This is a genomic window from Streptomyces venezuelae (genome assembly GCF_008642355.1).
GTDB classification, from domain to species: Bacteria; Actinomycetota; Actinomycetes; order Streptomycetales; family Streptomycetaceae; genus Streptomyces; species Streptomyces venezuelae_B.
Genome location: NZ_CP029193.1, coordinates 5,923,690 through 5,945,986, shown reverse-complemented (window position 1 = coordinate 5,945,986; position 22,297 = coordinate 5,923,690). Strand labels below are relative to the sequence as shown.

Here is a 22,297-nt window from a genome sequence, read left to right as displayed (position 1 = left end):
CCAATTGCTCAGTGAGCACTTCGTCCCCATGCGCCATCGCGTACAGTCGCGAATCGATGAGCCTCACTCATATGGGTGAGTCACGTTGATCTTAGGACGAAAGGTCAGGAGATGGGACGCCACCGACGCTCCGGCGCCGGCCGCGCCGCCGCCACCCCTGAGAACCACCCGGGAACGGTGTCGCACCGCCGCAGGGGCCGTGCCGTCGCCCCCGTCCGCACGGGTCTGCTCGGTGTCTCCGCCGCTGTCGCGATGGGCGCCGTCGCGGTCGCCGCGGGCGTGCTCCCGGGCAGTGACGGTTACCGCCTCGGCGGCGGGGACGACTCCGGCGAGGTGCGCTCCGCGGCCGTTCCCACCGAGGTGGACGCCCAGGGCGGCAGGAGCACCGACGCCGGTCGCGGCGAACCGTCGCCGAGCCGCGGCACCGGCCGCTCCGAGGCCCCGAAGCCCACGCCTTCCAAGGCCGAGCGGAAGCCGTCCAGGACCCCGTCCGAGAAGCCGTCGTCCCAGGCTCCGCGGCGGGACGCCGACAAGGACGGCAAGGCGAGGACCACCCCGTCCCACAAGCCGGAGAAGAAGCCCGGGACTCCCCCGCCGGGCCGCTCCGAGTCGTCCTCCGACGAGAGCACGGCCGAGGCCGCGGTCCTCGCCCAGGTCAACCAGGAGCGGGCCAAGGCGGGCTGCCGACCGGTGCGGGCCGACGACCGGCTCGCCGCGCTGGCCGGAGACTTCAGCGCCGACATGGCCGAGCGCGACTTCTTCGACCACACCGACCCGGACGGCGCGACGCCGTGGGACCGCGCCGAGAAGGCCGGGATAGACGACCTCGGCGGCGAGAACATCGCGCGCGGCCAGGCGAACGCGCAGTCGGTGATGGACGCCTGGATGAACAGCGCGGGCCACCGCGCCAACATCCTCAACTGCGACTACAAGACACTCGGCGTCGGAGCGCACTTCGCACCGGGCGGCCCGTGGTGGACGCAGGACTTCGGTTTCTGAGCCCGCCACTCCTCCCGTCTGCGCTAACTATTCGAAAGCGCTGTGCGCGAGTAGGCTGTCCGCATGGAACCGACCGTCGGTATGGAGCCGACCGACCTGGCGTACGACGTGTTCTCCCGCCAGTGCCCTTCCCGCGGCACCCTGGAGCACATCACGGGGCGCTGGGGCGGGCTCACCCTGGGCGCGCTGCACGAGGGCACGTTCCGGTTCAACGAACTGCGCCGCCGGGTCGACGGCGTGAGCGAGAAGATGCTCTCCCAGACCCTGCACGCCCTGGAGCGCGACGGTCTTGTGCACCGCGACGCACAGCCGACCAACCCACCGCGCGTGGACTACGCGCTCACCCCGCTGGGGCGGGAGGTCGCCGAGCGCCTGCTGGCCCTGATCCGGTTCGTGGAGAGCCGGCAGGACGACGTGGTGCGGGCGCAGGAGCGTTACGACGCGGAGCGCGGCGGACGCTGACAGCGCGGGCAGTAGTAGCTGGACCTGTTCATCCAGGGACGTCGGCGGATCGCGGCGCCGCAGCGGCGGCACGGCTCGTTCTCCCTGCCGTATGCGTCGAGGGACCGGTCGAAGTATCCCGACTCGCCGTTCACGTTGACGTAGAGACTGTCGAAGCTGGTGCCGCCCACGGCCAGGGCCGCGTTCATCACGTCCCGTACATGACCGAGGAGTTCGGCCGTGCGCGGGCGCGTGAAGGTGCCGGTGGGCCGTTCGTAGTGCAGCTTCGAGCGCCACAGCGCCTCGTCCGCGTAGATGTTGCCGACCCCGCTGATCAGCGACTGATCGAGCAGCGCCCGCTTGATCGTCGTACGCCTGCGGCGCAGCGCGGAGTGGAAGGCGTCGTCGTCGAACGCGTCGTCGAGCGGGTCGCGTGCGATGTGCGCGATGACGTCGGGCAGCCCGTCGGGGGTGTTGTCGTGGAGCGAGAGCCCGCCGAAGGTGCGCTGGTCGACGAAGCGGAGCTCGGTGCCCTGTGCGTCCGCGAAGCGCACCCGGATCCGCAGGTGCTTCTCGTCCGGCGCCTCGTGGGGCTGCACGAGCAACTGCCCGCTCATCCCGAGGTGGGCCAGGACGGACTGCGCGGAGTCGGCGAGCGGCAGCCACAGGTACTTGCCGCGCCGCTGCGCGAGACCGATCCGGTGCCCGGTCAGCCGGTCCCCGAAGTCCGCACCGCCCGCCACATGCCGCCGCACCGCACGCGGATGCAGCACCTGCACGTCGGCGACGACGCGCCCGCTGACCCAGCGCTCAAGACCGCGCCGGACGACTTCGACTTCGGGCAACTCGGGCATGGGTCTCCTTCAGGGACTGTCGAGACCGTCCTTCAGCACGATGCCGGCCGCCCCCCTGAGGGAGCGACCGGCAACAAAGGAGGGCGGTGATCAGACCGAGGGGGTGTCGGCGGTCCCCTCGGACCGGGCGGCAGCGGCGGCCTCGGCCGCCTTGATCCGCTCGTCCGCTGCGGCGCGGATCGCACGCCACGCGGATTCGGCGGCCTGCTGCTCCGCTTCCTTCTTGCTGCGGCCGGTGCCGGTGCCGTACGAGACGCCTCCGACGCGGGCGGCAGCAGTGAAAGTCTTCTCGTGGTCGGGGCCGCTCTCCGTGACGAGATACTCGGGCACGCCGAGGCTCTCCGTCGCGGTGAGCTCCTGGAGACTGGTCTTCCAGTCCAGGCCCGCGCCCAGGTTCGAGGACTTTTCGATCAACGGGTCGAAGAGCCGGTGCACCAGCTCTCCCGCGGCGTCCAGACCCTGGTCCAGATAGACCGCGCCGATCACCGCTTCGAGGGTGTCGGCGAGGATGGATGCCTTGTCCCGGCCCCCCGTGCCCTCTTCGCCCCGGCCGAGCCGGATGAAGGAGCCGAGTTCGAGGCCACGGCCGACCTCCGCCAGCGCACGCGAATTGACCACCGCGGCCCGCAACTTGGCCAGCTGGCCTTCGGGCAGGTCGGGGTGGGTTCGGTACAGCGTGTCCGTGACGACGAGGCCGAGCACCGAGTCCCCGAGGAACTCCAGACGCTCGTTCGTCGGCAGGCCGCCGTTCTCGTACGCGTACGAACGGTGGGTCAGCGCACGCACCAGAAGGGCGGACTCGAGCTTGTACCCGAGCCGCCCTTCCAGAAGCGTGTGGGACGAGGCCGTTGTCTCCGCCGGTTTCTTGGCGTCTTCCGCCTTCTTGGGGCTAGACACGGTGCCTCTCACCAGCCGCTCAGACCTCGAGGACCTGGCGCTTGTTGTAGGTGCCGCAGCTCGGGCACGCGATGTGCTGCTGCTTGGGCTCCTGGCAACGCTCACACGAAACCAGGGTGGGGACCGCAGCCTTCCACTGCGACCGGCGGTGGCGCGTGTTGCTGCGCGACATCTTCCGCTTCGGAACAGCCACGGCTACTTCTCCTGCTTCTCGTCGACGCCCGCTTCCGCTTCGGCGCCGCTCATCTCGTCCTTCTCGCCGTCCTGGATGGTGCCAGCGAGTCCTTGCAAAGCCGCCCAACGGATGTCGACGGCGTCATGGTGGTGGTCCGGGTCGTCCGCGAGCCGCACTCCGCACTGGGAGCACAGGCCCGGACAGTCGTCCTGGCACACCGGCTGCATCGGCAGTGCGAGCACCACCGCATCACGCAGCACGGGCTCGAGGTCGAACATGCCGTCCTCGAGGTAGAGCCTGCTCTCGTCTTCCTCGGCGTCGTCGGCCGGTTCCGCGGTGCGGCCCCGGTCGTCGGCGTCAGGGTACGAGAACATCTCCTGGAAGTCCGCGTCGAGCTCCAGCTCGAGCGGCTCCAGACACCTTACGCACTCCCCCTCGGCCGATGCACGGGCGGTGCCTGTGACAAGCACCCCTTCCATGACCGACTCGAGTCGGATCTCCAGCTCGACCGGGGCACCCTGCGGCACACCGATGACACCTTCGATGCCGAAGGCGCTCGGCGGACCGGGCGCCTCGATCTCGCGGGTCAGCCGCTGCATGGCACCAGGACGCCGCCCCAGCTCGTGTGTGTCGAACACGAGGGGGTTCCGGTGGTCGAGGCGCGTGCTCAGGGCTTTTCCTGCTTTCGAATCCTGGGAGTTCAAGGGGGGCCGCCGCACCGATGCCGCAGTATCGCCACTCGGGTGGGCAGCCGGGATCGCGGACGTATGCGCGACCGAAGAGCCAGGATACTTGACCTTTCGCTCTCGGCCCAATCCGGTCCCGACGGCCGCTAGCGCCCCTGTTCGTACCGGCGCAGCTGCTCGGCGCTGATCATGGTCGTGTCGAAGAGACTGGCCTCTTCCAGCGCGGCGGGGGCCTGCGCCGCCGGCGCCTCGTACCGGGGCTGCTCGTAGCCCTGCTGTGGGTAGCCGTACTGATCGTGCTGCTGGTACGCGTAAGGGTCCTGCTGGCCGTACGGCTGCTGGTACGCGTACTGGTCCTGCTGCTGGTACCCGTACGGGTCGGGCTGCTGCTGCGGTGGCGCGTAGGGCTGCTGGGGCGGGATCGGCGGGACCTGGACCGGGGGCGACTGGACCGGCGGCGCGGGGACGGCCCGCGGCTGCACGGCTTCCGCGGTGGCCGCGGGGCCCGCGAGGTCCGCCAGGTACTCGGCGTCCGTGGTGTGAGCCTGGGTGGCGGTGCCCTCGCCCAGGGAGCCGAGCTCGTCAGCGGGGGCCCGGCCGTGCAGGGTCTGCCGACCCTTGCCGACCGCCTCCAGAGTCTTGGCGAGGACCGCCTCGAAGGCGCCGAGCTTGGCGTCGACGTACGCGTCCGCGTTGCGGCGCAGCGTCTCGGGATCGTGGCTGCGCTCGGGGGCGTCCTCGTCCTCGTACCCGTTCTCGTCGAGGCCGGGTCCGGTGCCGAGGAGCTTCTCGCGGCCGCGGCCGACCGAGCCGAGGGTCTTGGTGAGGACGACCTCGAAGTTGGCGAGCTTGCTGTCCACGTAGTCGTCGGCCTCGGCGCGGACGTCTTCGGCGGCCTGGCGGGCCTCCGCGAGGATGCGGTCGGCCTCGCTCTGCGAGTTGCGGGCGACCTCGGTGTCGGAGATCAGGGAGCCGCGCTCGGCGTGCGCGGACTCGATGATCCGCTCGGCCTCCTGGCGGGCCTGCTCGACGAGCTGCTCCCGACCGCCGATGAGCTCCTGGGCCTGGGCCAGGGAGCCCGGCAGGGCCTGGCGCACCTCTTCGAGCATCGAGAGCAGATCGGCGCGGTTGACCACGCACGAGGCCGACATCGGCATGGACCGGGCGCTGCCGACCGCCTGGACGATCTCGTCGATCTTCTTCTGCACGTCCACCGTGTGCTCGCCACTCTCTACAGCTGGTTGTGAGACGGACGGGACGACTGTAAGGCCAGTGGCCGCCCGCCCGACACCGGGTGACGAACTGTCAGCGATCCTGCCGGAAGGTCACTTCTTGCCCAGGCGTTCGATCAGGGCCTCGTGGACCAGCGGGGGCAGCAGGTGCGCGACGTCGCCGCCCCAGGCGGCGACCTCCTTGACCAGCGAGGAGGAGAGGAAGCTGTACGTGGGGTTCGTCGGCACGAACAGGGTCTCGACGCCCGAGAGGCCGTTGTTCATCTGGGCCATCTGGAGCTCGTAGTCGAAGTCGCTGACCGCGCGCAGGCCCTTGACGATGGCCGGGATGTCCCGCTGCTTGCAGAAGTCGACGAGAAGGCCGTGGAAGGACTCCACCTCGACGTTGCCGAAGTCGGCGGTGACCTGGCGGATCAGCTCGATCCGCTCCTCGATCTCGAAGAGGCCCTTCTTCGACTGGTTGATCATCACCGCGACGTGCACCACGTCGTACAGCTTGGAGGCGCGGGCGATGATGTCGAGGTGTCCATTGGTGATGGGGTCGAAAGACCCCGGACAGACGGCGCGGCGCATCGTGAGTCCCTCGCTCTCCGGTCCGGTCATGGCGCGATCACTGAGTCGTCGCACGTAGAGGCGGCGCGACCGTACCAAAACGTCCCTTCGCCGTAGCGACGGGACCTGAGGGCCTCGAAACCCTCCGGCCAGCCGAAGACACCGCCTCTTGTACTGCGTTCAACGGTGACGAGCGCGTCCTCCGTGAGCCAGCCCTCCGAGCGGAGTGTGAGGAGGATCTCCCGAAGATCGTCATCGGTGACCGCGTACGGAGGGTCGAGGAAGACCAGGTCGTACGGGCTGGTCGGCGCCCCGGCCCGGACGATCTGGGCGGCTTTGCCCGCCCGTACCTCGGCGCCGGGCAGGCCGACGGCCTTCACGTTCTCGCGGATGGTGCGGGCGGCCCGCGCGTCGGCCTCGACGAGCAGGGTGTGGGCGGCGCCGCGGGACAGCGCCTCCAGGCCGACGGCTCCGGAGCCCGCGTACAGGTCGAGGACACGGGCCCCGTCGAGCGTGCCCTGAAGGGCCTGCCAGGTGGAGAAGAGGCCTTCGCGCGCGCGGTCGGACGTGGGGCGGGTGCCGTTGCCCGGCGGGACGGCCAGGCGGCGTCCGCCGGCCGTGCCGGCGATCACGCGGGTCATCTGATTCCTTCTGGCTGGACGGTGGTCATCCCACGATATGGCGTACGGCGGCGTCAGCCCTTGTCGAGGTACTGCTCGCGCTCCGCGTCGAGGAGGGAGTCCAGTGCGGTGCGCAGGGCGGGGAGCCGCTCCAGGTCCGGGTCGTCGGCGACCACGGAGACCGCCTCCTCGCGGGCGGCGGCGATGATCTCCTCGTCGTCGATGACGGCGAGCATGCGCAGGCTGGACCGGACGCCGGACTGGGCCTGGCCGAGGACGTCGCCCTCGCGGCGCTGCTCCAGGTCGATGCGGGACAGCTCGAAGCCGTCGAGCGTGGAGGCGACGGCCGAGAGGCGGCCGCGGGCGGGGCTGGCCTCGGGCATGTCGGTGACCAGGAGGCAGAGTCCGGGGGCGGAGCCGCGGCCGACGCGGCCGCGGAGCTGGTGCAGCTGGGAGACGCCGAAGCGGTCCGCGTCCATGATCACCATGGCGGTGGCGTTCGGGACGTTCACGCCGACCTCGATGACCGTCGTCGCGACGAGGACCTGTGTCTCCCCCGCGGCGAAGCGGCGCATCACGGCGTCCTTGTCGTCCGGCTGCATGCGGCCGTGCAGGACCTCGACCTTCAGGCCGTTCAGCGGGCCGCGGGAGAGCTGCTCGGCGACCTCGACGACCGCGAGCGGGGGCCGCTTCTCGGCGGTGGCCTCTTCTTCGGCCTTCTTCTTGGCCTTCTTGGGGTCCGCGGCTTCGTCGACATCGTCACCGATGCGGGGGCACACCACGTACGCCTGGTGGCCGTTCTCGACCTCCTCGCGCACGCGTTCCCACGCGCGGGCCAGGAAGTGCGGCTTGTCCTCGGCGGGGACGACGTGGCTGGCGATCGGCGAGCGCCCGGCGGGCAGCTGGTCGAGGACGGACGTCTCCAGGTCGCCGAAGACGGTCATCGCGACGGTGCGCGGGATGGGCGTGGCCGTCATGACCAGGAGGTGCGGGGGCTGCTTGCCCTTGCCGCGCAGGGCGTCGCGCTGCTCCACGCCGAAGCGGTGCTGCTCATCTACGACGACGAGACCCAGGTCGTGGAACTGGACCTTGTCCTCGATCAGCGCGTGGGTGCCGATGACGATCCCGGCGTCGCCGGTGACCAGGTCGAGCAGGGCCTGGCGGCGGGCCGCCGCGCCCATGGAGCCGGTGAGCAGCGTGACCTTCGTGGCGTGCTCGGCGCCGCCCAGCATGCCGCCCTCGGCGAGCTCGCCCATCATCTCGACGATGGAGCGGTGGTGCTGCTGGGCGAGGACCTCGGTGGGAGCGAGCATCGCGGCCTGCCCGCCCGCGTCCACGACGGCGAGCATGGCGCGCAGCGCGACCATCGTGTTGTGCGTGACCGTGAAGTTGTCGGTGACATAGGCACTGCTCGGGTGAGCGACACTGATGCACTGGACCGGCTTCCGACCGATGAACTCGGCACCGCGGATGCCCCTGCGGAAGGTGTTGTACTTCGGCCTCGGGCACACCCGCGCCGCCTTGCGCGTCAGCCTGAACGGCATGTACTCCTCGGGCAACGCGATCGAAACGTTGAACGCCGCCTTCTTCGGCAGCACCCTGGCCCTCCCTCCAAGTGACCGCACGAGCCAGGCGACATCCTCGGCCAGTCGGAGCGACGCCGAGCACAGGGAAATACTCAACCCGTCCGACTGAATCGTGCCGTCCGTGTCCAGCAGCCCTTGCAGCAACGCCAAACGATTCTTGATCGAAGTGTTCTTGAAGGCCTCGGGCACGAACTTTCCGTGCGAGGTCACCCCCCACAGATCCATGTCGCGCAGGGCCTGAATGACGGGATTGCGGACGCCTCCCGAGCGCTGTGCCGGCTGGATCGTGTAGTCGCACGAGGAACCTGCCACACGGACCAGACGACACTCCGGCGCCACGGCGTCGACCGCCGCGTCGTGGATCTCCTCGTCGACCGTGGACAGCCGCAGGTTGTGGCGGAACGACCCGTCCCCCAACAGCAGGCCGAAGAGGTAGGGATCGAGCGGTAGCGGCTCGTCGTGTCCCAGGTCCACCGGCGCGGCGGCGGGCAGATACCACTTCGAGGAACCGTTCGCCTCGAAGAGGTCCAGGCGAATTTCTCTTGTCGTCAGAACCTTCGGCGGCTGCCCTCGGTGCCAACCACAGCTGGTGCCAACGATCCAGAGGTGCTCGTCGTCACACTCGACGGAGCTGCCGTCGGAGAGGGTCAGACGCCATACGTCCCGTTCGCCCTGCGGGAAGACGCCACTGACGACCGCGGACTCCCCGGTGGGAACGACCACGAGATCACCGGTCTTCATGTCACCCATCGGGCGGAAGCCTTCGGGAGTCAGCACCAGCGCATCAAGTGGTTGCGCCTTTCCCGAACCGACCTCCCCCTGGAGGAGACGGTGCATGGGATGTTCGGTCGCGAGGTCGTCGAAGATCTCCTTGGAGACCTTCTCCTGGCCCTCGGTGAGCGTGAAGGGCAGCTTGGCGTCGAACGCGTCGAGGAGGCCGCCGGGCTTCGGCCTGCGGGCGACGGCGGGGAGCTGGGCGTCCGCGTACCGCCGCCGGGCCAGGGCGACCTGGAGGACGAAGGCCTCGTCCCACTTGAGGCGGTCGCGGGCGGCCTCGATGTCCGCCTTGGAGTGCGGACGGTGGATCTTCAGGAGGGCTTCGGGGAGCGGGATCAGGCCGCGTCCGTCGCGGAGGGAGGGCGGCAGCGGGTCCTGGGCCTCCTGGGCGCTGGGCAGGACCATGTCGACCGACTTGGCGATCTTCCAGGACTCCAGCTTGGCGGTGGCCGGGTAGATCGGCAGCTGGGCGCCGGCCCAGGAACCGACGGTCTCGCCCGCCTCGTCGCCGTCGCCCCGCAGCAGTTCGTACGCCGGGTGGGCCAGCTGCATCTTGCGGTTGAAGACCGACACCTTGCCCGCGAACATCGCGCGGGTGCCGGGCAGCAGGTCCTTGTGCGGCTTGTGGATGCCGCGCCCGAAGAAGACGAGCTGGACCTGGCCGCTGCCGTCGGTGATCGTGACTTCCAGGCGCTGGCCGCGGCCGCCGTTGAACTTGAGGATGCGTGCGCTCGCGACCTGGGCGACCACCGTGACGTGCTCGTCCAGGGGGAGGTCGGCGAGGCGGGTGAGCTCACCGCGCTCGGCGTACCGCCGCGGGTAGTGGTGCAGGAGGTCGCCGACCGTGTGCAGGTCGAGATGCTCGGCCATCACCTTCGCGGTGGCGGGGCCGACCACTTTCTTCAGGGGTTCTTCGAGCGCGGGCACGAGATCCATTGCACACCACGGCACTGACAATGCGGCGCAGGTCCCCGGGATCCGCCCGGCTACTCCACGCCGATCAGCAGCAGCGCCGACTGGCGGCCTCCGCGGTAGACGACGGTGTCGACGGCCAGGTACGTCTCGCGCACGTGCTTCTCCAGGTGCTCGGCGACGGTGTCCGGCACGGATTCGCCGAGGACGAGCGTGACCATCTCGCCGCCCGCCGACAGCATCCGGTCGAGCACGGAGACGGCGGTGCGGGCCACCTCGGAGCCGATCACGGCGACGTCGCCGTCGATCAGGCCGAGCACGTCGCCCGTCTGACAGATGCCCGCCATCGTCCAGGACTGGCGCTCGGCGACGGCGAGTTCGCCGTAGCGGGTCGCGCCGGCCGCCGAGGTCATGGCGACGACGTCCTCGTCGAAGCGGCGGTCCGGCTCGTGCACGGCGAGGGCCGCGATGCCCTGGACCGCGGAGCGGGTGGGGATGAGCGCGACGCGTACGCCCTCGGTGCGGGCCTGTTCCGCGGCGGCAGCCGCGGTGTGCCGCAGCTCGGCGTCGTTCGGCAGGAGCACGACCTCGCGGGCGTGGGCCCGCCGGATCGCGTCGACGAGCTCGCCGCTGGCGGGCGGCTCCCCCACGCGCGCGGGCACGGTGGTCGCCCCCGCCTCGGAGTACAGCCCCGCGAGGCCCTCGCCGGGCACCACGGCGACGACGGCACGCTGTGCGCGTTCCCGAGGCGGGGCGGTGGAGCGCTGGGAGGTGGTGTGCGCGTCGTCCGCACCGAAGTGGGTGATGCGGATGCGGTGGGGGCGGCCCGCCTCCACACCGGCCTCGACGGCCGCTCCCGCGTCGTCGACGTGGACGTGGACGTTCCAGAGCCCGTCGCCGCCGACCACCACGAGGGAGTCGCCGAGCCGGTCGAGGCGGGCCCGCAGCCGGGTGACGGCGGCGTCGTCCGCCTCCAGGAGGTAGATCACCTCGAAAGCGGGGCCGCCCTCCTCGCCGGGTACGTCATCGCACTCGACGGCCTCGCCTCCGTCGACGTCCACGCGCGCGTGGACCGAGCCCTTGAGGTGCGCCGAGCTCCTCGGGATGAGGCTCTCACCCGACAGGGCGCCCGTCAGCGCCCCCAGGACCGCCACGAGCCCACGCCCTCCGGCGTCCACCACTCCGGCGCGGCCGAGCACCGCGAGCTGCCCCGGCGTCGCGTCCAGCGCCGCACAGGCCCCGTCGTACGCCGCCCTGGCCACGGCCCCGCAGTCGCCGCCGGTGCCGGTCGCCGCGTCGGCCGCCGCGGTGGCCACCGTCAGGACGGTGCCCTCCACGGGGTGGGCGACCGCCTGGTACGCGGATTCGGCGGCCTGCCGCAGCGCGCGCTCGAGGACCGGCCCCTCGACGTGATCTGCCTCACCGCCCGGCTCCCCCTGGGCGCCGATGACCTGCGCCATCCCCCGCAGCAACTGCGACAGGATCGTGCCCGAGTTCCCGCGGGCGCCTATGAGCGCGCCGTGCGCCATCGCGCGCACCGTCTCGGCCAGGGAGGGGAGGGCGGGCTCGTGGCCCGTGAACGCCGCGTCCACCGCCTGGGAGGCGGACTCCACGGTCAGATAGAGGTTCGTCCCCGTGTCCCCGTCGGCGACCGGGTAGACGTTGATCGAGTCGATCTCCTCGCGGGCCCTGCCGAGGGCGTCCAGAGCCAGTCGGCACCAGGCGCGCACCGCGACCGCGTCGAGGTTCTGCGGCACCTGTTTCGCCTCCTTGACCATCCGGAATGGACGCAGCGTAGACCCGGCGTGAACGGAGGGCGCGGGGCGGGGGCCGGGCCGTCCGTGGTAGTTTCGTTGTACCGAAGCAGTCGTTGTATGCTGCTTCGGTTGCCCGATACGCATCGGGCCATTCCTCCTGGCAACGCCACTTCGATCATTGCACTGATCCCGGCATGCCGGGTTTAACCGTAAGTGCATCTGAAGTCTTTGGAGTGACCCGTGGCTGCCAACTGCGACGTCTGTGGCAAGGGGCCGGGCTTCGGCAACAACATCTCGCACTCGCACCGCCGTACGCCCCGTCGCTGGAACCCGAACATCCAGCGTGTGCGTGCCGTGGTGAGCGGGACGCCGAAGCGCCTCAACGCTTGCACCTCGTGCATCAAGGCCGGCAAGGTCTCGCGCTGACGTCAGCGCGGCCACCTAGCTGGTTGCTGAAAGAGCCGGTTCCCCTTCGGGGGGCCGGCTCTTTCGTCTGTCCTTGATGCTTCTGTCCGTGACGCTTCTGTCCGTGACGCGGCTGCCAGCGACACGTCTCTCCGTGGCGCGTTACCTGAACCGCCAGCCGTGGTCCACCGGGCCGATCCCGCCGCCGAGCGCGAACCCCTCGGCGATCGCCCCGGTGACGTACTCCTTGGCCGCCATGACGGCCTCCGGCACACTCTGCCCCTTCGCCAGCTGTGACGCGATCGCGCTGGCCAGCGTGCAGCCCGTGCCGTGCGTGTGGCGGTTGTCGTGCCGCGGGGCGCGCAGGACGTGCTCCTCGGAGCCGTCGGTGAGCAGGTCCACGGCGTCCCCGCGGAGATGGCCGCCCTTGATGAGGACCCACTGCGGCCCGTACGCGAGGACGGCGTCCGCCGCCCGCCGAAGGCCGTCCTCGGAGGTGACCTCGACGCCGGTGAGCTGCGCGACCTCGTCGAGGTTGGGGGTGGCGACCGTGGCGGCCGGCAGCAGTTTCGAGCGGACCGAGTCCAGGGCCGAGGCGGCCAGGAGTGAGTCGCCGTGCTTGGAGACGCCGACCGGGTCGACGACGGACGGTGCGTCCGTACCCGCTATGAGCTCGGCGACCGTCTCGACCAGTGCGGCCGAGGCGAGCATGCCGGTCTTCACGGCCTGTACGCCGATGTCGTCGACGACGCTGCGGTACTGGGCCCGCACCGCCTCCACCGGAAGCTCCCAGAAGCCCTGGACGCCCACGGAGTTCTGCGCGGTGACAGCCGTGACGACACTCATGCCGTGCGTGCCGAGGGCCAGCATCGTCTTCAGGTCGGCCTGGATGCCCGCGCCGCCGCCGGAGTCGGATCCGGCGACGGTCAGGACCCGCGGCGGGGCGGTCACTCCGTGTCCCCGTTGTCCCCGAAGTGGTCCCAGCCCTTGCTGGTCCACGGGGCGCCGTCCACGGTCACCTGGGGCAGCGCGGAGGGGTTGAGGACCTCGCCGATGACCTTCCAGCGGGCGGGCAGCTTCACGTCCGGCGGGAAGGTCGCCACGATGGCGTGGTCCTCTCCCCCGTTGAGCACCCACTGGAGCGGGTCGACTCCGACGGCCTGCCCGATGTCGTTCATCTGGGAGGGCACGTCGACGTCTCCGGAGCGGATGTCGATGCGCACCTTGCTGGCGTCGGCGATGTGACCGAGGTCGGCGATGAGGCCGTCGCTGACGTCCGTCATGGAGGTCGCGCCGAGACCGGCGGCCGCGGGGCCCGCGTGGTACGGCGGTTCGGGCCTGCGGTGCGCCTCGACGAAGGCGCGCGGGGAGCGGAAGCCGCGGGAGAGGACGGCGTGCCCGGCCGCGGACCAGCCGAGCCAGCCCGTGACGGCCACGACGTCGCCGGGCTGGGCGCCCGCGCGCGTGACGGGGTCGTGGTTGCGCAGGTCGCCGAGTGCGGTGATGGCGACGGTGATCGTGTCGCCGCGCACCACGTCGCCGCCGACGACGGCCGCGCCCGCGACCTGGCACTCGTCCCTGAGGCCGTCCATCAGCTCGGTGGGCCAGCTCGCGGGGAGTTCCGCGGGCACGACGAGACCGAGCAGCAGCGCGGTCGGCACGGCGCCCATGGCCGCGATGTCGGCGAGGTTCTGCGCGGCCGCCTTGCGGCCCACGTCGTACGCGGTCGACCAGTCGCGGCGGAAGTGCCGCCCCTCGAGGAGGACGTCGGTGCTCGCCACGACCCTGCGGTCCGGGGCGGTCACGACCGCCGCGTCATCGCCGGGGCCGAGCCGTACGGCCGGCGTGGAGGTGAGCCGTGAAGTGAGCTCTCTGATGAGCCCGAACTCCCCCAACTCGCCCACGGATCCCTTCACCGAGTCTCACCATGCCCTTTCAAGCTGCCCGGCCCCCGGTCGCGAGCCGTCTCTGTCGTCGGTACGGTCGACGTGACCGTCACCTTCTGTTGTCCGTCCACCGCGATGTGCGCGCCACAGGTCACCCGGGTCTCCCCGCGGCGAGCGGCGACGCGGTACCGTGGCGTCCCTTTCTCCCCCCACATGATCCTCGTGGCCGCCCTGGAGGTTCCGTGGTACAGGCGTACATCCTGATCCAAACAGAGGTCGGCAAGGCGTCGACCGTCGCCGAGCTGATCGGCAAGATCCCGGGAGTGATCCAGGCCGAGGACGTGACCGGACCCTACGATGTCATCGTGCGCGCCCAGGCGGACACGGTCGACGAACTCGGCCGCATGGTGGTCGCCAAGGTCCAGCAGGTGGACGGCATCACAAGAACTCTGACCTGCCCGGTCGTGCACTTGTAGCCCCCGTCTACCCTGGCCCGGTGAACATCCCCCACCTCCGGCGCCGTTGCCTCACAGGAGTGTCCGCCCTCGCCCTGTCGATCACGACAGCCGCCTGTTCAGGTACGGACGACGAGGCGTCAGTGGTGGTTCCGTCCCCGGACGCGAAGGCCGCGAGTCTCTGCCGGGACCTGCACGAACAGCTGCCGGAAAAGGTCGACGGGCTGGGGCGCACCGACCCCGGGCCGACGTCCGAGCTGACCGCGGGATGGGGAGACCCGGCGATCATACTGCGCTGCGGTGTGCCGCGGCCCCCCAAGATGATCGACCCCTCCTACGCACCGAAGAACGGCGTGAAGGTGAACGGCGTGGCCTGGCTCCTGGAGAAGCGGGACGACGGGTCGTACACCTTCACGACCGGTGCGCGCCTCGCCTACGTGGAGGTGACGCTGCCGAAGGAGCGGACGGCGGAGGGCCTCGGCCCGCTCACGGACTTCGCCGGCCCCGTCAAGAAGACGATCCCCAAGGGGATCGCCGACTGACTCCTCCTGACGGGGGCGGCGTACCGGGCGTGCGTCAGCGCAGGCCCGTGGAGCGGTGCAGGGCCGCCTGGATGAGGCGGTCCACCAGCTCGGGGTAGCTGACGCCGCTCTTCTCCCACATCTGCGGGTACATCGAGATGGGCGTGAAGCCCGGCATCGTGTTGATCTCGTTGATCACGAACCGGCCGTCCTCGGTGAGGAAGAAGTCCGCGCGCACCAGGCCCTCGCAGGACGCCGCCTCGAACGCCTCGACGGCGAGCCGCTGGATCTCCGCGGTCTCCTCGGGCGTCAGCGGGGCGGGCACGATCCCGGGCGCCGAGTCGATGTACTTCGCCTCGAAGTCGTAGTAGTCGTGCGCCTGCACGGGCGGGATCTCGGCCGGGACGCTCGCGCGCGGCCCGTCGTCGAACTCCAGGACGCCGCACTCGATCTCACGGCCGCGCAGCAGCGCCTCGACGATGATCTTCGGGTCATGGTGCTGGGCCTCGGCGATGGCCTCGTCGAGACCGTCGAAGGAGTCGACCTTCGTGATGCCGATGGAGGAGCCCGCGCGCGCGGGCTTGATGAACAGCGGCCAGCCGTGTTCGCCCACGAAGTCCGCGATGCGCCGGCGGGCACCCTCTTCGTCCTGCCGCCACTCGCGGGGGCGGATCACCAGGTACGGGCCGACGTTCAGCCCGAAGGAGGAGAACACCCGCTTCATGTAGTCCTTGTCCTGGCCGACGGCCGAGGCGAGGACCCCGGAGCCGACGTAGGGCACTCCGGAGAGTTCGAGCAGGCCCTGGAGGGTGCCGTCCTCTCCGTAGGGACCGTGCAGCATCGGGAAGACGACGTCGACCTCGCCGAGCGCCTTGGGCACGGAGCCGGGCTCGCTGTAGACGACCTCGCGGTTGCCGGGGTCCAGGGGCAGCACGACGCCGCCCTCGACGGAGTCCGCGAGGTCGGAGACGTTCGGCATCGTGCGGTCGGCGATGGCCATGCGCTCGGGCTCGTCGGCGGTGAGCGCCCAACGGCCGTCCGTGGTGATGCCGATCGGCAGGACGTCGTACTTGGTGCGGTCGATGGCGCGCAGCACGGCACCGGCCGTGACGACGGAGATGCCGTGCTCCGAGCTGCGGCCGCCGAACACGACGGCCACGCGCGGCTTGCGGGGCGGCTGCTCAGGGCTCTGGGGGAGGTTCTCGCTGCTCATATCGCGTTGAGAGTACCCGTTGGTCCCGGAGTAGTCAGTCGTGCCTCAGCGGCGCTCGGGCTTGGCGCTGCGCGACATGAGGTCCTTGAGGGCGACCATCGGGGGTGTGCCCTCGTGCACGATGCCCACGACCGTCTCCGTGATCGGCATGTCGACTCCGTGCCTGCGGGCCAGATCGAGCACGGACTCGCAGGACTTGACGCCCTCGGCGGTCTGCTTGGTGACCGCGATGGTCTCCTCCAGGGTCATGCCCTTGCCGAGGTTGGTGCCGAAGGTGTGGTTGCGCGACAGCGGCGAGGAGCAGGTGGCCACCAGGTCGCCCAGGCCGGCGAGTCCGGAGAACGTCAGCGGGTCGGCGCCCATGGCGAGGCCGAGGCGGGTGGTCTCGGCGAGTCCGCGCGTGATGAGCGAGCCCTTGGCGTTGTCCCCGAGGCCCATGCCGTCGGCGATGCCCACGGCGAGGCCGATGACGTTCTTCACGGCGCCGCCGAGTTCGCAGCCGACGACGTCGGTGTTCGTGTACGGGCGGAAGTACGGCGTGTGGCAGGCCGTCTGGAGGCGCTGGGCGACGGCTTCGTCCCGGCAGGCGACCACGGCGGCGGCGGGCTGCCGTGCGGCGATCTCGCGGGCGAGGTTGGGTCCTGTGACGACGGCGACGCGGTCCGACGGGACCTTCGTGACGTCCTCGATCACCTCGCTCATCCGCATGGCGGAGCCGAGTTCGACGCCCTTCATGAGGGAGACGAGGACGGTCTCGGGGGCCAGCAGCGGTGCCCACTCGGCGAGGTTGCCGCGCAGCGTCTGCGAGGGCACGGCGAGGACGGTGAAGTCGGCGTCGGCGGCGGCCTCCGCGGGGTCGGAGGTCGCCCGGAGGTTCTCCGGGAGCCGCACACCGGGGAGGTAGTCCGGGTTCGTCCGCGTGGAGTTGACGGCGTCGGCGAGTTCGGCTCGGCGGCCCCACAGGGTGACGTCGCAGCCCGCGTCGGCGAGCACCATGCCGAAGGCCGTACCCCAGGAGCCCGTTCCGAAGACGGCGGCCTTCGCGGGGCGCGCCGCGTTCAGGGGGTTCGTCACTTGCTGTCCTCCGAGGAGCTCTCCGTGGAGCCACGCGTGGTTCCGCGGTCCGCCTTGCGTCGTTGTTCCAGCCGTGCCCTGCGCGGGTCGTACGGCGTATCGGGGGCCTTCTCGCCCCGGACCTCCTCCAGGAGTTCGGTGATCGCGGCCATGATGGTCTCGGTCACCTCGCGCAGCACGTCGGGCGTCGGCTCCTTGTCGTGGAAGCGCGACAGGTCGACCGGCGGCCCCGCCTTCACCTGGAGGGTCTTGCGCGGGAAGAAGGCGGGCTTCTTGCTGTACGGCGGCAGGGCGAGGTTGGCACCCCACTGGGCGACGGGAATCACCGGGCACTTGGTCTTCAGGGCGACCCGCGCGGCACCGGACTTGGCCGTCATCGGCCACATGTCGGGGTCCCTGGTGAGGGTGCCCTCGGGGTAGAAGGCGACGCACTCGCCGCGCTCGATGGCGTCGACTGCGGCACGGAAGGCGTCGAGGGCGTTCGTGGTCTCGCGGTAGACCGGGATCTGACCGGTGCCCTTCATGACCTTGGCGACGAAGCCGCGCTTGAAAAGGCCGTCCTTTGCCAGGAACCGCGGCACTCGTCCGGTGTTGTACTGGTAGTGCGCGTAGGAGAACGGGTCGATATGCGAGTTGTGATTCACCGCCGTGATGAATCCTCCGTCGGCCGGAATGTGTTCCATTCCACGCCAGTCCCGCTTGAACAGAACCACGAGCGGCGGTTTAGCGATGACGGCCGCCAGGCGGTACCAGAAGCCGATTCTGCGGCGGGACACTCGGACACCTTCCTCCATGAACCTGGTCGGCCGCACAAGTGTCGCCCCAGGCTGCCTGTCTGTCGAGAACACCGTACGCCCACCCCTTCCCGGCCACCCCGTGCACCGGCCCTCCAGCAGGTCACAATGGGCGCGAGACAAAGGACGGAGCGCGCGTGCAGTGGACCCTGGTGATACCCCTGAAGCCGCTCGCGCGCGCCAAGAGCAGGCTCGCCGCGGCCTCCGGGGACGGTCTGCGGCCCGGTCTGGCCCTGGCGTTCGCGCAGGACACCGTGGCCGCGGCGGTGGCCTGCCCGGCGGTCAGGGATGTGGTGGTCGTCACGGACGACGCCCTGGCGGGTCGTGAGCTCGCGGCGCTGGGCGCCCGGATCGTGCCGGACCAGCCGGGAGAGGGCCTGAACGCCGCTCTGACGCACGGAGCGGCCTCCGTGCGCGCCGAGCGGCCGAAAGCGGCCGTCGCGGCCCTCAACGCCGATCTGCCGGCGTTGCGCCCCGCGGAATTGGCGCGGGCCCTTGAAGGTGCCGGTCCTTTTCCCCGCGCATTCCTTCCTGATGCCGAAGGAATCGGCACCACGTTGCTGTGCGCGGGGTCGGGTTCGGAATTGCGTCCCGCATTCGGTATGGCGTCCCGGGCCCGGCACGCCGCGTCGGGGGCCGTGGAACTCTCGCTCGACGGGGTCGATTCCGTACGCCGGGACGTGGACACCGGAGAGGACCTGCGGGCCGCTCTTCTGCTGGGTGTGGGGCCCCGCACGGCCGACACCGCGGCGGGCCTGCTCATCCCCGACTGAGTACGCTGCCTTCCATGCAGGCGACCGCGTACACGTACGACTCCGAGACCCGCAGCGGCAGTGTGCTGCTCGACGACGGGACTCCGGTGCCCTTCGGGGCCCCCGCTTTCGACGCGGGCGGGCTGCGGCTGCTGCGGCCGGGGCAGCGGGTGCGCATCGAGGTCGACGGCGAGGGCGAGGCGCGCTGCATCACCCTGGTGACCCTGCAGACGTTCTGAGAGCCCGTGTCGTCACCGGGGTGACGACAGGCCCTGAACACGACGCGGGCCGGGCTCCCCCGTGGGAGTCCGGCCCGGCGCGTGAGTGCCCTCGTGCCCTTACTTCTTGCGGGCCGTGGTCTTCTTGGCGGTCGTCTTGCGCGCCGTGGACTTCTTGGCGGGCGCCTTCTTGGCGGTGGCCTTCTTCGCCGGAGCGGTCTTCTTGGCCGTGGCCTTCTTCGCCGCCGGGGTGGCCTTCTTGGCGGTGGCGGTGGTCTTCTTCGCCGCCGGGGTCGCCTTCTTGGCCGTGGCCTTCGTGGCGGTCTTCTTGGCGGTGGCCTTCTTCGCGGCCGCCTTCGTCGCCGTGGCCGTGGTCTTCTTGGCGGTGGTCTTCTTCGCCGTGGTCTTCTTGGCGGTGGCCTTCGTGGGGGTGGCCTTCTTGGCGGTGGCCTTCTTGGCCGCGGCCTTCTTGACCGTCGCCGAAGCGCCGCCCGACAGGCTGCCCTTGGGCGCCTTCTTGACCGCGACGTCGTTCTTGGGGAGCTTCTTGGAGCCGCTCACCAGGTCCTTGAAGCCCTGTCCGGCACGGAAGCGCGGAACGGAGGTCTTCTTGACCCGCACGCGCTCACCCGTCTGCGGGTTGCGGGCGTAACGGGCCGGGCGGTCGACCTTCTCGAACGAGCCGAAGCCGGTGACCGAAACCCGGTCCCCGCTGACCACGGCACGGACGACGGCGTCCAGGACCGCGTCGACGGCGTCGGCGGCCTGCTGGCGGCCGCCCACCTTGTCGGCAATCGCTTCTACGAGCTGCGCCTTGTTCACGTCTTCCCCTTCGGAGACATTGCCGGGAGCGAAATACTCCGGCTTTTTCGCACGTTAGGCAGATATATACCGCAAATCAAACACGAAACGGGCTAATCACCCTTGTGCCGCAACGAAGTGGCCCATCTCGGAGTTCCTCGAAGGCCCGTTGAGGCTGCGGCTCAGCCGTCTTGGGGGAATCGGTCCTCGTCTGCTTCGTCGAGGGACGCCATCAATCGCTCCAGACGCCTTGCCGCATCGGCGAGATCGTGTTTGGCCGCGGCCGTAATGACCAGCAGCTTCCGGGTCAGCGCCATCCGTACGCCCTCCGGGACTTGCAGTGCGCGCACTCGCGAGTGCGCTTCCTTCAGTTGGTCCGCGACGAGCCCGTAGAGCTCGAGTTGGCTGTCACGTCCCATGCACCGATTGTGCCATCTGGGGCGAGTTGTCGCCTCCGCAGGGGGTAACTGCCGCCGTCCGCCGCCTTCCTGAGGGTACCCCGTCGCGCCGAGTGCAAGGGGATTTCCAGCCTCTTCTTCCTTCGCGGGCACGGGAGTTGAGACCACCCGTTCAGGTCAGCCGGTACCCAGAACCGCCGCATACAGACGTACCCCCAACCGTTCACGATTGGGGGTACGTCGGGGTGTTGCGGAGTGTTGCGAGGTGTCAGACCTGCACGGTCCGCGGCTTGTACGAGGGGCGCCCGGACTCGTACGCGGCGATGTCCGGCTCGTTCTGCAGGGTGATGCTGATGTCGTCCAGGCCGTTCAGCAGACGCCAGCGGGCGTTCTCGTCGAGCTCGAAGTCGGCGGTGATGCCCTCCGCGCGGACCTGGCGGTCCTCCAGGTCGACGGTGACCTCGGCCTGGGGGTCCCGCTCCGTCAGCTCCCAGAGCGCGTCGACGACCTTCTGGTCGAGCACGACGGTGAGCAGGCCGTTCTTCAGCGAGTTGCCCCGGAAGATGTCGGCGAAGCGGGACGAGATGACCGCCTTGAAACCGAAGTTCTGCAGCGCCCACACGGCGTGCTCTCGCGACGACCCGGTGCCGAAGTCGGGTCCGGCGACCAGGACCGTGGAGCCCTGGCGCTCGGGCCGGTTGAGGACGAACTCGGAGTCCTTGCGCCAGGCCTCGAAGAGCCCGTCCTCGAAGCCGTCCCTGGTGACCTTCTTGAGCCAGTGGGCGGGGATGATCTGGTCGGTGTCCACGTTGCTGCGGCGCAGCGGGACGGCCCGGCCCGTGTGCTTGGTGAATGCTTCCATGGTTATCGGACTCCGGCGGTCACGGGGGCGTCGGACAGGTCGGCGGGCGAGGCGAGGTGGCCGGTGACCGCGGTGGCCGCGGCGACCTGCGGGGACACCAGGTGGGTGCGCCCGCCCTTGCCCTGCCTGCCCTCGAAGTTACGGTTCGACGTGGACGCCGAGCGCTCGCCGGGAGCCAGTTGGTCGGGGTTCATGCCCAGGCACATCGAGCAGCCCGCGTGCCGCCATTCGGCGCCGGCACCGGTGAAGACCTTGTCCAGGCCCTCCTCCACGGCCTGCAGGGCGACCCGGACCGAGCCGGGGACGACCAGCATCCGTACGCCGTCGGCGACTTTGCGGCCCTCGACGATGGAGGCGGCCGCGCGCAGGTCCTCGATGCGGCCATTGGTGCACGAACCTACGAAGACGGTGTCGACCTTGATGTCGCGCAGCGGCTGCCCGGCGGTCAACCCCATGTATTCCAGGGCCTTTTCGGCGGCGTGGCGCTCCGAAGCGTCTTCGTACGAAGCCGGGTCGGGGACGCTCGCCGAAAGCGGCGCCCCCTGGCCCGGGTTGGTGCCCCAGGTGACGAACGGCGCCAGCGACGCGGCGTCGATGTAGACCTCGGCGTCGAAGACGGCGTCGTCGTCGGTCCTCAGGGTCTTCCAGTACGCGACGGCGGCGTCCCAGTCCTCGCCCCGCGGGGCATGGGCGCGGCCCTCGATGTAGTCGAAGGTGGTCTGGTCGGGGGCGATCATCCCGGCGCGGGCGCCCGCCTCGATGGACATGTTGCAGATGGTCATGCGCGCCTCCATCGAGAGCTTCTCGATGGCGCTGCCGCGGTACTCCAGGACGTAGCCCTGGCCGCCGCCGGTGCCGATCTTCGCGATGATGGCGAGGATCAGGTCCTTGGCCGTGACGTCCTCGGGCAGTTCGCCGTCGACGGTGATGGCCATGGTCTTGGGGCGGGCCATCGGCAGCGTCTGGGTGGCGAGGACGTGCTCTACCTGGGAGGTGCCGATGCCGAACGCCAGCGCGCCGAAGGCGCCGTGGGTGGAGGTGTGCGAGTCGCCGCAGACCACCGTGGTGCCGGGCTGTGTCAGTCCCAGCTGCGGTCCCACCACGTGGACGACGCCCTGCTCGACGTCGCCCAGCGGGTGCAGACGTACACCGAATTCGGCGCAGTTCTTGCGCAGCGTCTCCAGCTGCGCCCGCGAGACCGGGTCGGCGATCGGCTTGTCGATGTCGAGGGTCGGGGTGTTGTGATCCTCGGTCGCGATGGTGAGGTCGAGCCGCCGCACCGGCCGGCCGGCCTGACGGAGGCCGTCGAAGGCCTGGGGGCTGGTCACCTCGTGCAGCAGGTGCAGATCGATGAAGAGGAGGTCGGGCTCGCCCTCGGCGCGCCGGACGACATGGTCGTCCCAGACCTTCTCCGCGAGTGTCCTACCCAT

Annotated in this window: 25 protein-coding genes; 7 read left to right on the top strand and 18 right to left on the bottom strand. The window is 70.3% G+C overall.

Annotation, left to right across the window (positions count from 1 at the left end):
- Nucleotides 1–111 precede the first annotated feature (111 nt).
- On the top strand, nucleotides 112–999 hold the full coding sequence (locus tag DEJ47_RS27630) for a CAP domain-containing protein (RefSeq protein ID WP_150172671.1): 888 nt from the start codon (nucleotides 112–114) through the stop codon (nucleotides 997–999).
- A gap of 63 nt (nucleotides 1,000–1,062) precedes the next feature.
- Nucleotides 1,063–1,461 carry a winged helix-turn-helix transcriptional regulator gene (locus DEJ47_RS27625; protein WP_150172669.1) on the top strand — a complete coding sequence of 133 codons (399 nt, stop codon included), beginning with the start codon at nucleotides 1,063–1,065 and terminating at the stop codon, nucleotides 1,459–1,461.
- On the opposite strand, the gene mutM is transcribed toward DEJ47_RS27625, so the two are convergent.
- From mutM to DEJ47_RS27580, 9 genes are all read right to left on the bottom strand, one after another.
- Complete coding sequence (mutM, locus tag DEJ47_RS27620; RefSeq protein ID WP_150172667.1) at nucleotides 1,434–2,294, bottom strand: bifunctional DNA-formamidopyrimidine glycosylase/DNA-(apurinic or apyrimidinic site) lyase; 861 nt, start codon at nucleotides 2,292–2,294, stop codon at nucleotides 1,434–1,436. The two genes, DEJ47_RS27625 and mutM, sit on opposite strands and share 28 nt — an antisense overlap.
- A 90-nt stretch (nucleotides 2,295–2,384) precedes the next feature.
- Nucleotides 2,385–3,203: a ribonuclease III gene (rnc, locus tag DEJ47_RS27615; RefSeq protein WP_161237651.1), complete on the bottom strand. Its 819-nt coding sequence runs from the start codon at nucleotides 3,201–3,203 to the stop codon at nucleotides 2,385–2,387.
- Between the two features lie 7 nt (nucleotides 3,204–3,210).
- Nucleotides 3,211–3,384 (bottom strand): 50S ribosomal protein L32, encoded by a 174-nt coding sequence (gene rpmF / locus DEJ47_RS27610; protein ID WP_026165248.1) that lies wholly within the window; start codon nucleotides 3,382–3,384, stop codon nucleotides 3,211–3,213.
- Between the two features lie 2 nt (nucleotides 3,385–3,386).
- Nucleotides 3,387–4,070, bottom strand: coding sequence for a YceD family protein (locus DEJ47_RS27605; RefSeq protein ID WP_150172663.1), 684 nt, complete (start codon nucleotides 4,068–4,070; stop codon nucleotides 3,387–3,389).
- A gap of 128 nt (nucleotides 4,071–4,198) precedes the next feature.
- Nucleotides 4,199–5,266 carry a cell division initiation protein gene (locus DEJ47_RS27600; RefSeq protein ID WP_150172661.1) on the bottom strand — a complete coding sequence of 356 codons (1,068 nt, stop codon included), beginning with the start codon at nucleotides 5,264–5,266 and terminating at the stop codon, nucleotides 4,199–4,201.
- 111 nt (nucleotides 5,267–5,377) lie between these two features.
- Complete coding sequence (gene coaD / locus DEJ47_RS27595; protein ID WP_190415846.1) at nucleotides 5,378–5,857, bottom strand: pantetheine-phosphate adenylyltransferase; 480 nt, start codon at nucleotides 5,855–5,857, stop codon at nucleotides 5,378–5,380.
- 26 nt (nucleotides 5,858–5,883) lie between these two features.
- Nucleotides 5,884–6,477 (bottom strand): 16S rRNA (guanine(966)-N(2))-methyltransferase RsmD, encoded by a 594-nt coding sequence (rsmD, locus tag DEJ47_RS27590; RefSeq protein WP_150172658.1) that lies wholly within the window; start codon nucleotides 6,475–6,477, stop codon nucleotides 5,884–5,886.
- A 53-nt stretch (nucleotides 6,478–6,530) separates the two neighbouring features.
- Nucleotides 6,531–9,755, bottom strand: a complete 3,225-nt coding sequence (locus DEJ47_RS27585; RefSeq protein ID WP_150172656.1) for a helicase-related protein — start codon at nucleotides 9,753–9,755, stop codon at nucleotides 6,531–6,533.
- A 50-nt stretch (nucleotides 9,756–9,805) separates the two neighbouring features.
- The gene (locus tag DEJ47_RS27580; protein ID WP_150172654.1) at nucleotides 9,806–11,509 is read right to left on the bottom strand and encodes a DAK2 domain-containing protein; all 1,704 of its coding nucleotides are present in this window, start codon (nucleotides 11,507–11,509) and stop codon (nucleotides 9,806–9,808) included.
- A gap of 219 nt (nucleotides 11,510–11,728) precedes the next feature.
- On the opposite strand from DEJ47_RS27580, the gene rpmB reads away from it, so the two are divergent.
- Complete coding sequence (gene rpmB, locus DEJ47_RS27575) at nucleotides 11,729–11,914, top strand: 50S ribosomal protein L28 (RefSeq protein WP_016642993.1); 186 nt, start codon at nucleotides 11,729–11,731, stop codon at nucleotides 11,912–11,914.
- A 141-nt stretch (nucleotides 11,915–12,055) separates the two neighbouring features.
- Here rpmB and thiD read toward each other — a convergent pair whose 3' ends face one another.
- Together thiD and DEJ47_RS27565 are read right to left on the bottom strand one after the other, a co-directional pair.
- Entirely contained in the window at nucleotides 12,056–12,844 is a 789-nt protein-coding gene (gene thiD / locus DEJ47_RS27570; RefSeq protein WP_150172652.1) for a bifunctional hydroxymethylpyrimidine kinase/phosphomethylpyrimidine kinase, read from the bottom strand.
- Nucleotides 12,841–13,809 carry a thiamine-phosphate kinase gene (locus tag DEJ47_RS27565; protein ID WP_150172650.1) on the bottom strand — a complete coding sequence of 323 codons (969 nt, stop codon included), beginning with the start codon at nucleotides 13,807–13,809 and terminating at the stop codon, nucleotides 12,841–12,843. The genes thiD and DEJ47_RS27565 overlap by 4 nt, the downstream gene beginning before the upstream one ends.
- A 212-nt stretch (nucleotides 13,810–14,021) precedes the next feature.
- Here DEJ47_RS27565 and DEJ47_RS27560 point away from each other — a divergent pair, with 212 nt between their 5' ends.
- Together DEJ47_RS27560 and DEJ47_RS27555 are read left to right on the top strand one after the other, a co-directional pair.
- Nucleotides 14,022–14,255, top strand: a complete 234-nt coding sequence (locus DEJ47_RS27560; RefSeq protein ID WP_016642988.1) for an Lrp/AsnC family transcriptional regulator — start codon at nucleotides 14,022–14,024, stop codon at nucleotides 14,253–14,255.
- A gap of 20 nt (nucleotides 14,256–14,275) precedes the next feature.
- Nucleotides 14,276–14,776 (top strand): DUF3515 domain-containing protein, encoded by a 501-nt coding sequence (locus DEJ47_RS27555; protein WP_398338240.1) that lies wholly within the window; start codon nucleotides 14,276–14,278, stop codon nucleotides 14,774–14,776.
- Nucleotides 14,777–14,810: 34 nt separating this feature from the next.
- On the opposite strand, the gene DEJ47_RS27550 is transcribed toward DEJ47_RS27555, so the two are convergent.
- The 3 genes from DEJ47_RS27550 to DEJ47_RS27540 all read right to left on the bottom strand — a co-directional run bounded on the left by DEJ47_RS27550 (nucleotide 14,811) and on the right by DEJ47_RS27540 (nucleotide 17,818).
- The gene (locus DEJ47_RS27550) at nucleotides 14,811–15,968 is read right to left on the bottom strand and encodes a D-alanine--D-alanine ligase family protein (RefSeq protein WP_150172648.1); all 1,158 of its coding nucleotides are present in this window, start codon (nucleotides 15,966–15,968) and stop codon (nucleotides 14,811–14,813) included.
- A gap of 45 nt (nucleotides 15,969–16,013) precedes the next feature.
- Entirely contained in the window at nucleotides 16,014–16,964 is a 951-nt protein-coding gene (locus DEJ47_RS27545) for an NAD(P)H-dependent glycerol-3-phosphate dehydrogenase (protein WP_237528278.1), read from the bottom strand.
- 74 nt (nucleotides 16,965–17,038) lie between these two features.
- Nucleotides 17,039–17,818, bottom strand: coding sequence for a lysophospholipid acyltransferase family protein (locus tag DEJ47_RS27540; protein WP_150172646.1), 780 nt, complete (start codon nucleotides 17,816–17,818; stop codon nucleotides 17,039–17,041).
- A 155-nt stretch (nucleotides 17,819–17,973) separates the two neighbouring features.
- Here DEJ47_RS27540 and cofC point away from each other — a divergent pair, with 155 nt between their 5' ends.
- Together cofC and DEJ47_RS27530 are read left to right on the top strand one after the other, a co-directional pair.
- Nucleotides 17,974–18,609, top strand: coding sequence for a 2-phospho-L-lactate guanylyltransferase (gene cofC / locus DEJ47_RS27535; protein WP_150172644.1), 636 nt, complete (start codon nucleotides 17,974–17,976; stop codon nucleotides 18,607–18,609).
- Nucleotides 18,610–18,623: 14 nt separating this feature from the next.
- Nucleotides 18,624–18,827, top strand: a complete 204-nt coding sequence (locus DEJ47_RS27530; RefSeq protein ID WP_150172642.1) for a hypothetical protein — start codon at nucleotides 18,624–18,626, stop codon at nucleotides 18,825–18,827.
- Between the two features lie 99 nt (nucleotides 18,828–18,926).
- Here DEJ47_RS27530 and DEJ47_RS27525 read toward each other — a convergent pair whose 3' ends face one another.
- The 4 genes from DEJ47_RS27525 to leuC all read right to left on the bottom strand — a co-directional run bounded on the left by DEJ47_RS27525 (nucleotide 18,927) and on the right by leuC (nucleotide 22,297).
- Nucleotides 18,927–19,628 (bottom strand): HU family DNA-binding protein, encoded by a 702-nt coding sequence (locus tag DEJ47_RS27525; protein ID WP_150172640.1) that lies wholly within the window; start codon nucleotides 19,626–19,628, stop codon nucleotides 18,927–18,929.
- A 161-nt stretch (nucleotides 19,629–19,789) separates the two neighbouring features.
- Complete coding sequence (locus DEJ47_RS27520) at nucleotides 19,790–20,026, bottom strand: hypothetical protein (RefSeq protein WP_150172638.1); 237 nt, start codon at nucleotides 20,024–20,026, stop codon at nucleotides 19,790–19,792.
- A gap of 247 nt (nucleotides 20,027–20,273) precedes the next feature.
- A complete protein-coding gene (gene leuD / locus DEJ47_RS27515; RefSeq protein ID WP_150172636.1) occupies nucleotides 20,274–20,867 on the bottom strand; it encodes a 3-isopropylmalate dehydratase small subunit in 594 nt (197 codons plus the stop codon).
- Between the two features lie 2 nt (nucleotides 20,868–20,869).
- A complete protein-coding gene (gene leuC, locus DEJ47_RS27510; RefSeq protein ID WP_150172634.1) occupies nucleotides 20,870–22,297 on the bottom strand; it encodes a 3-isopropylmalate dehydratase large subunit in 1,428 nt (475 codons plus the stop codon).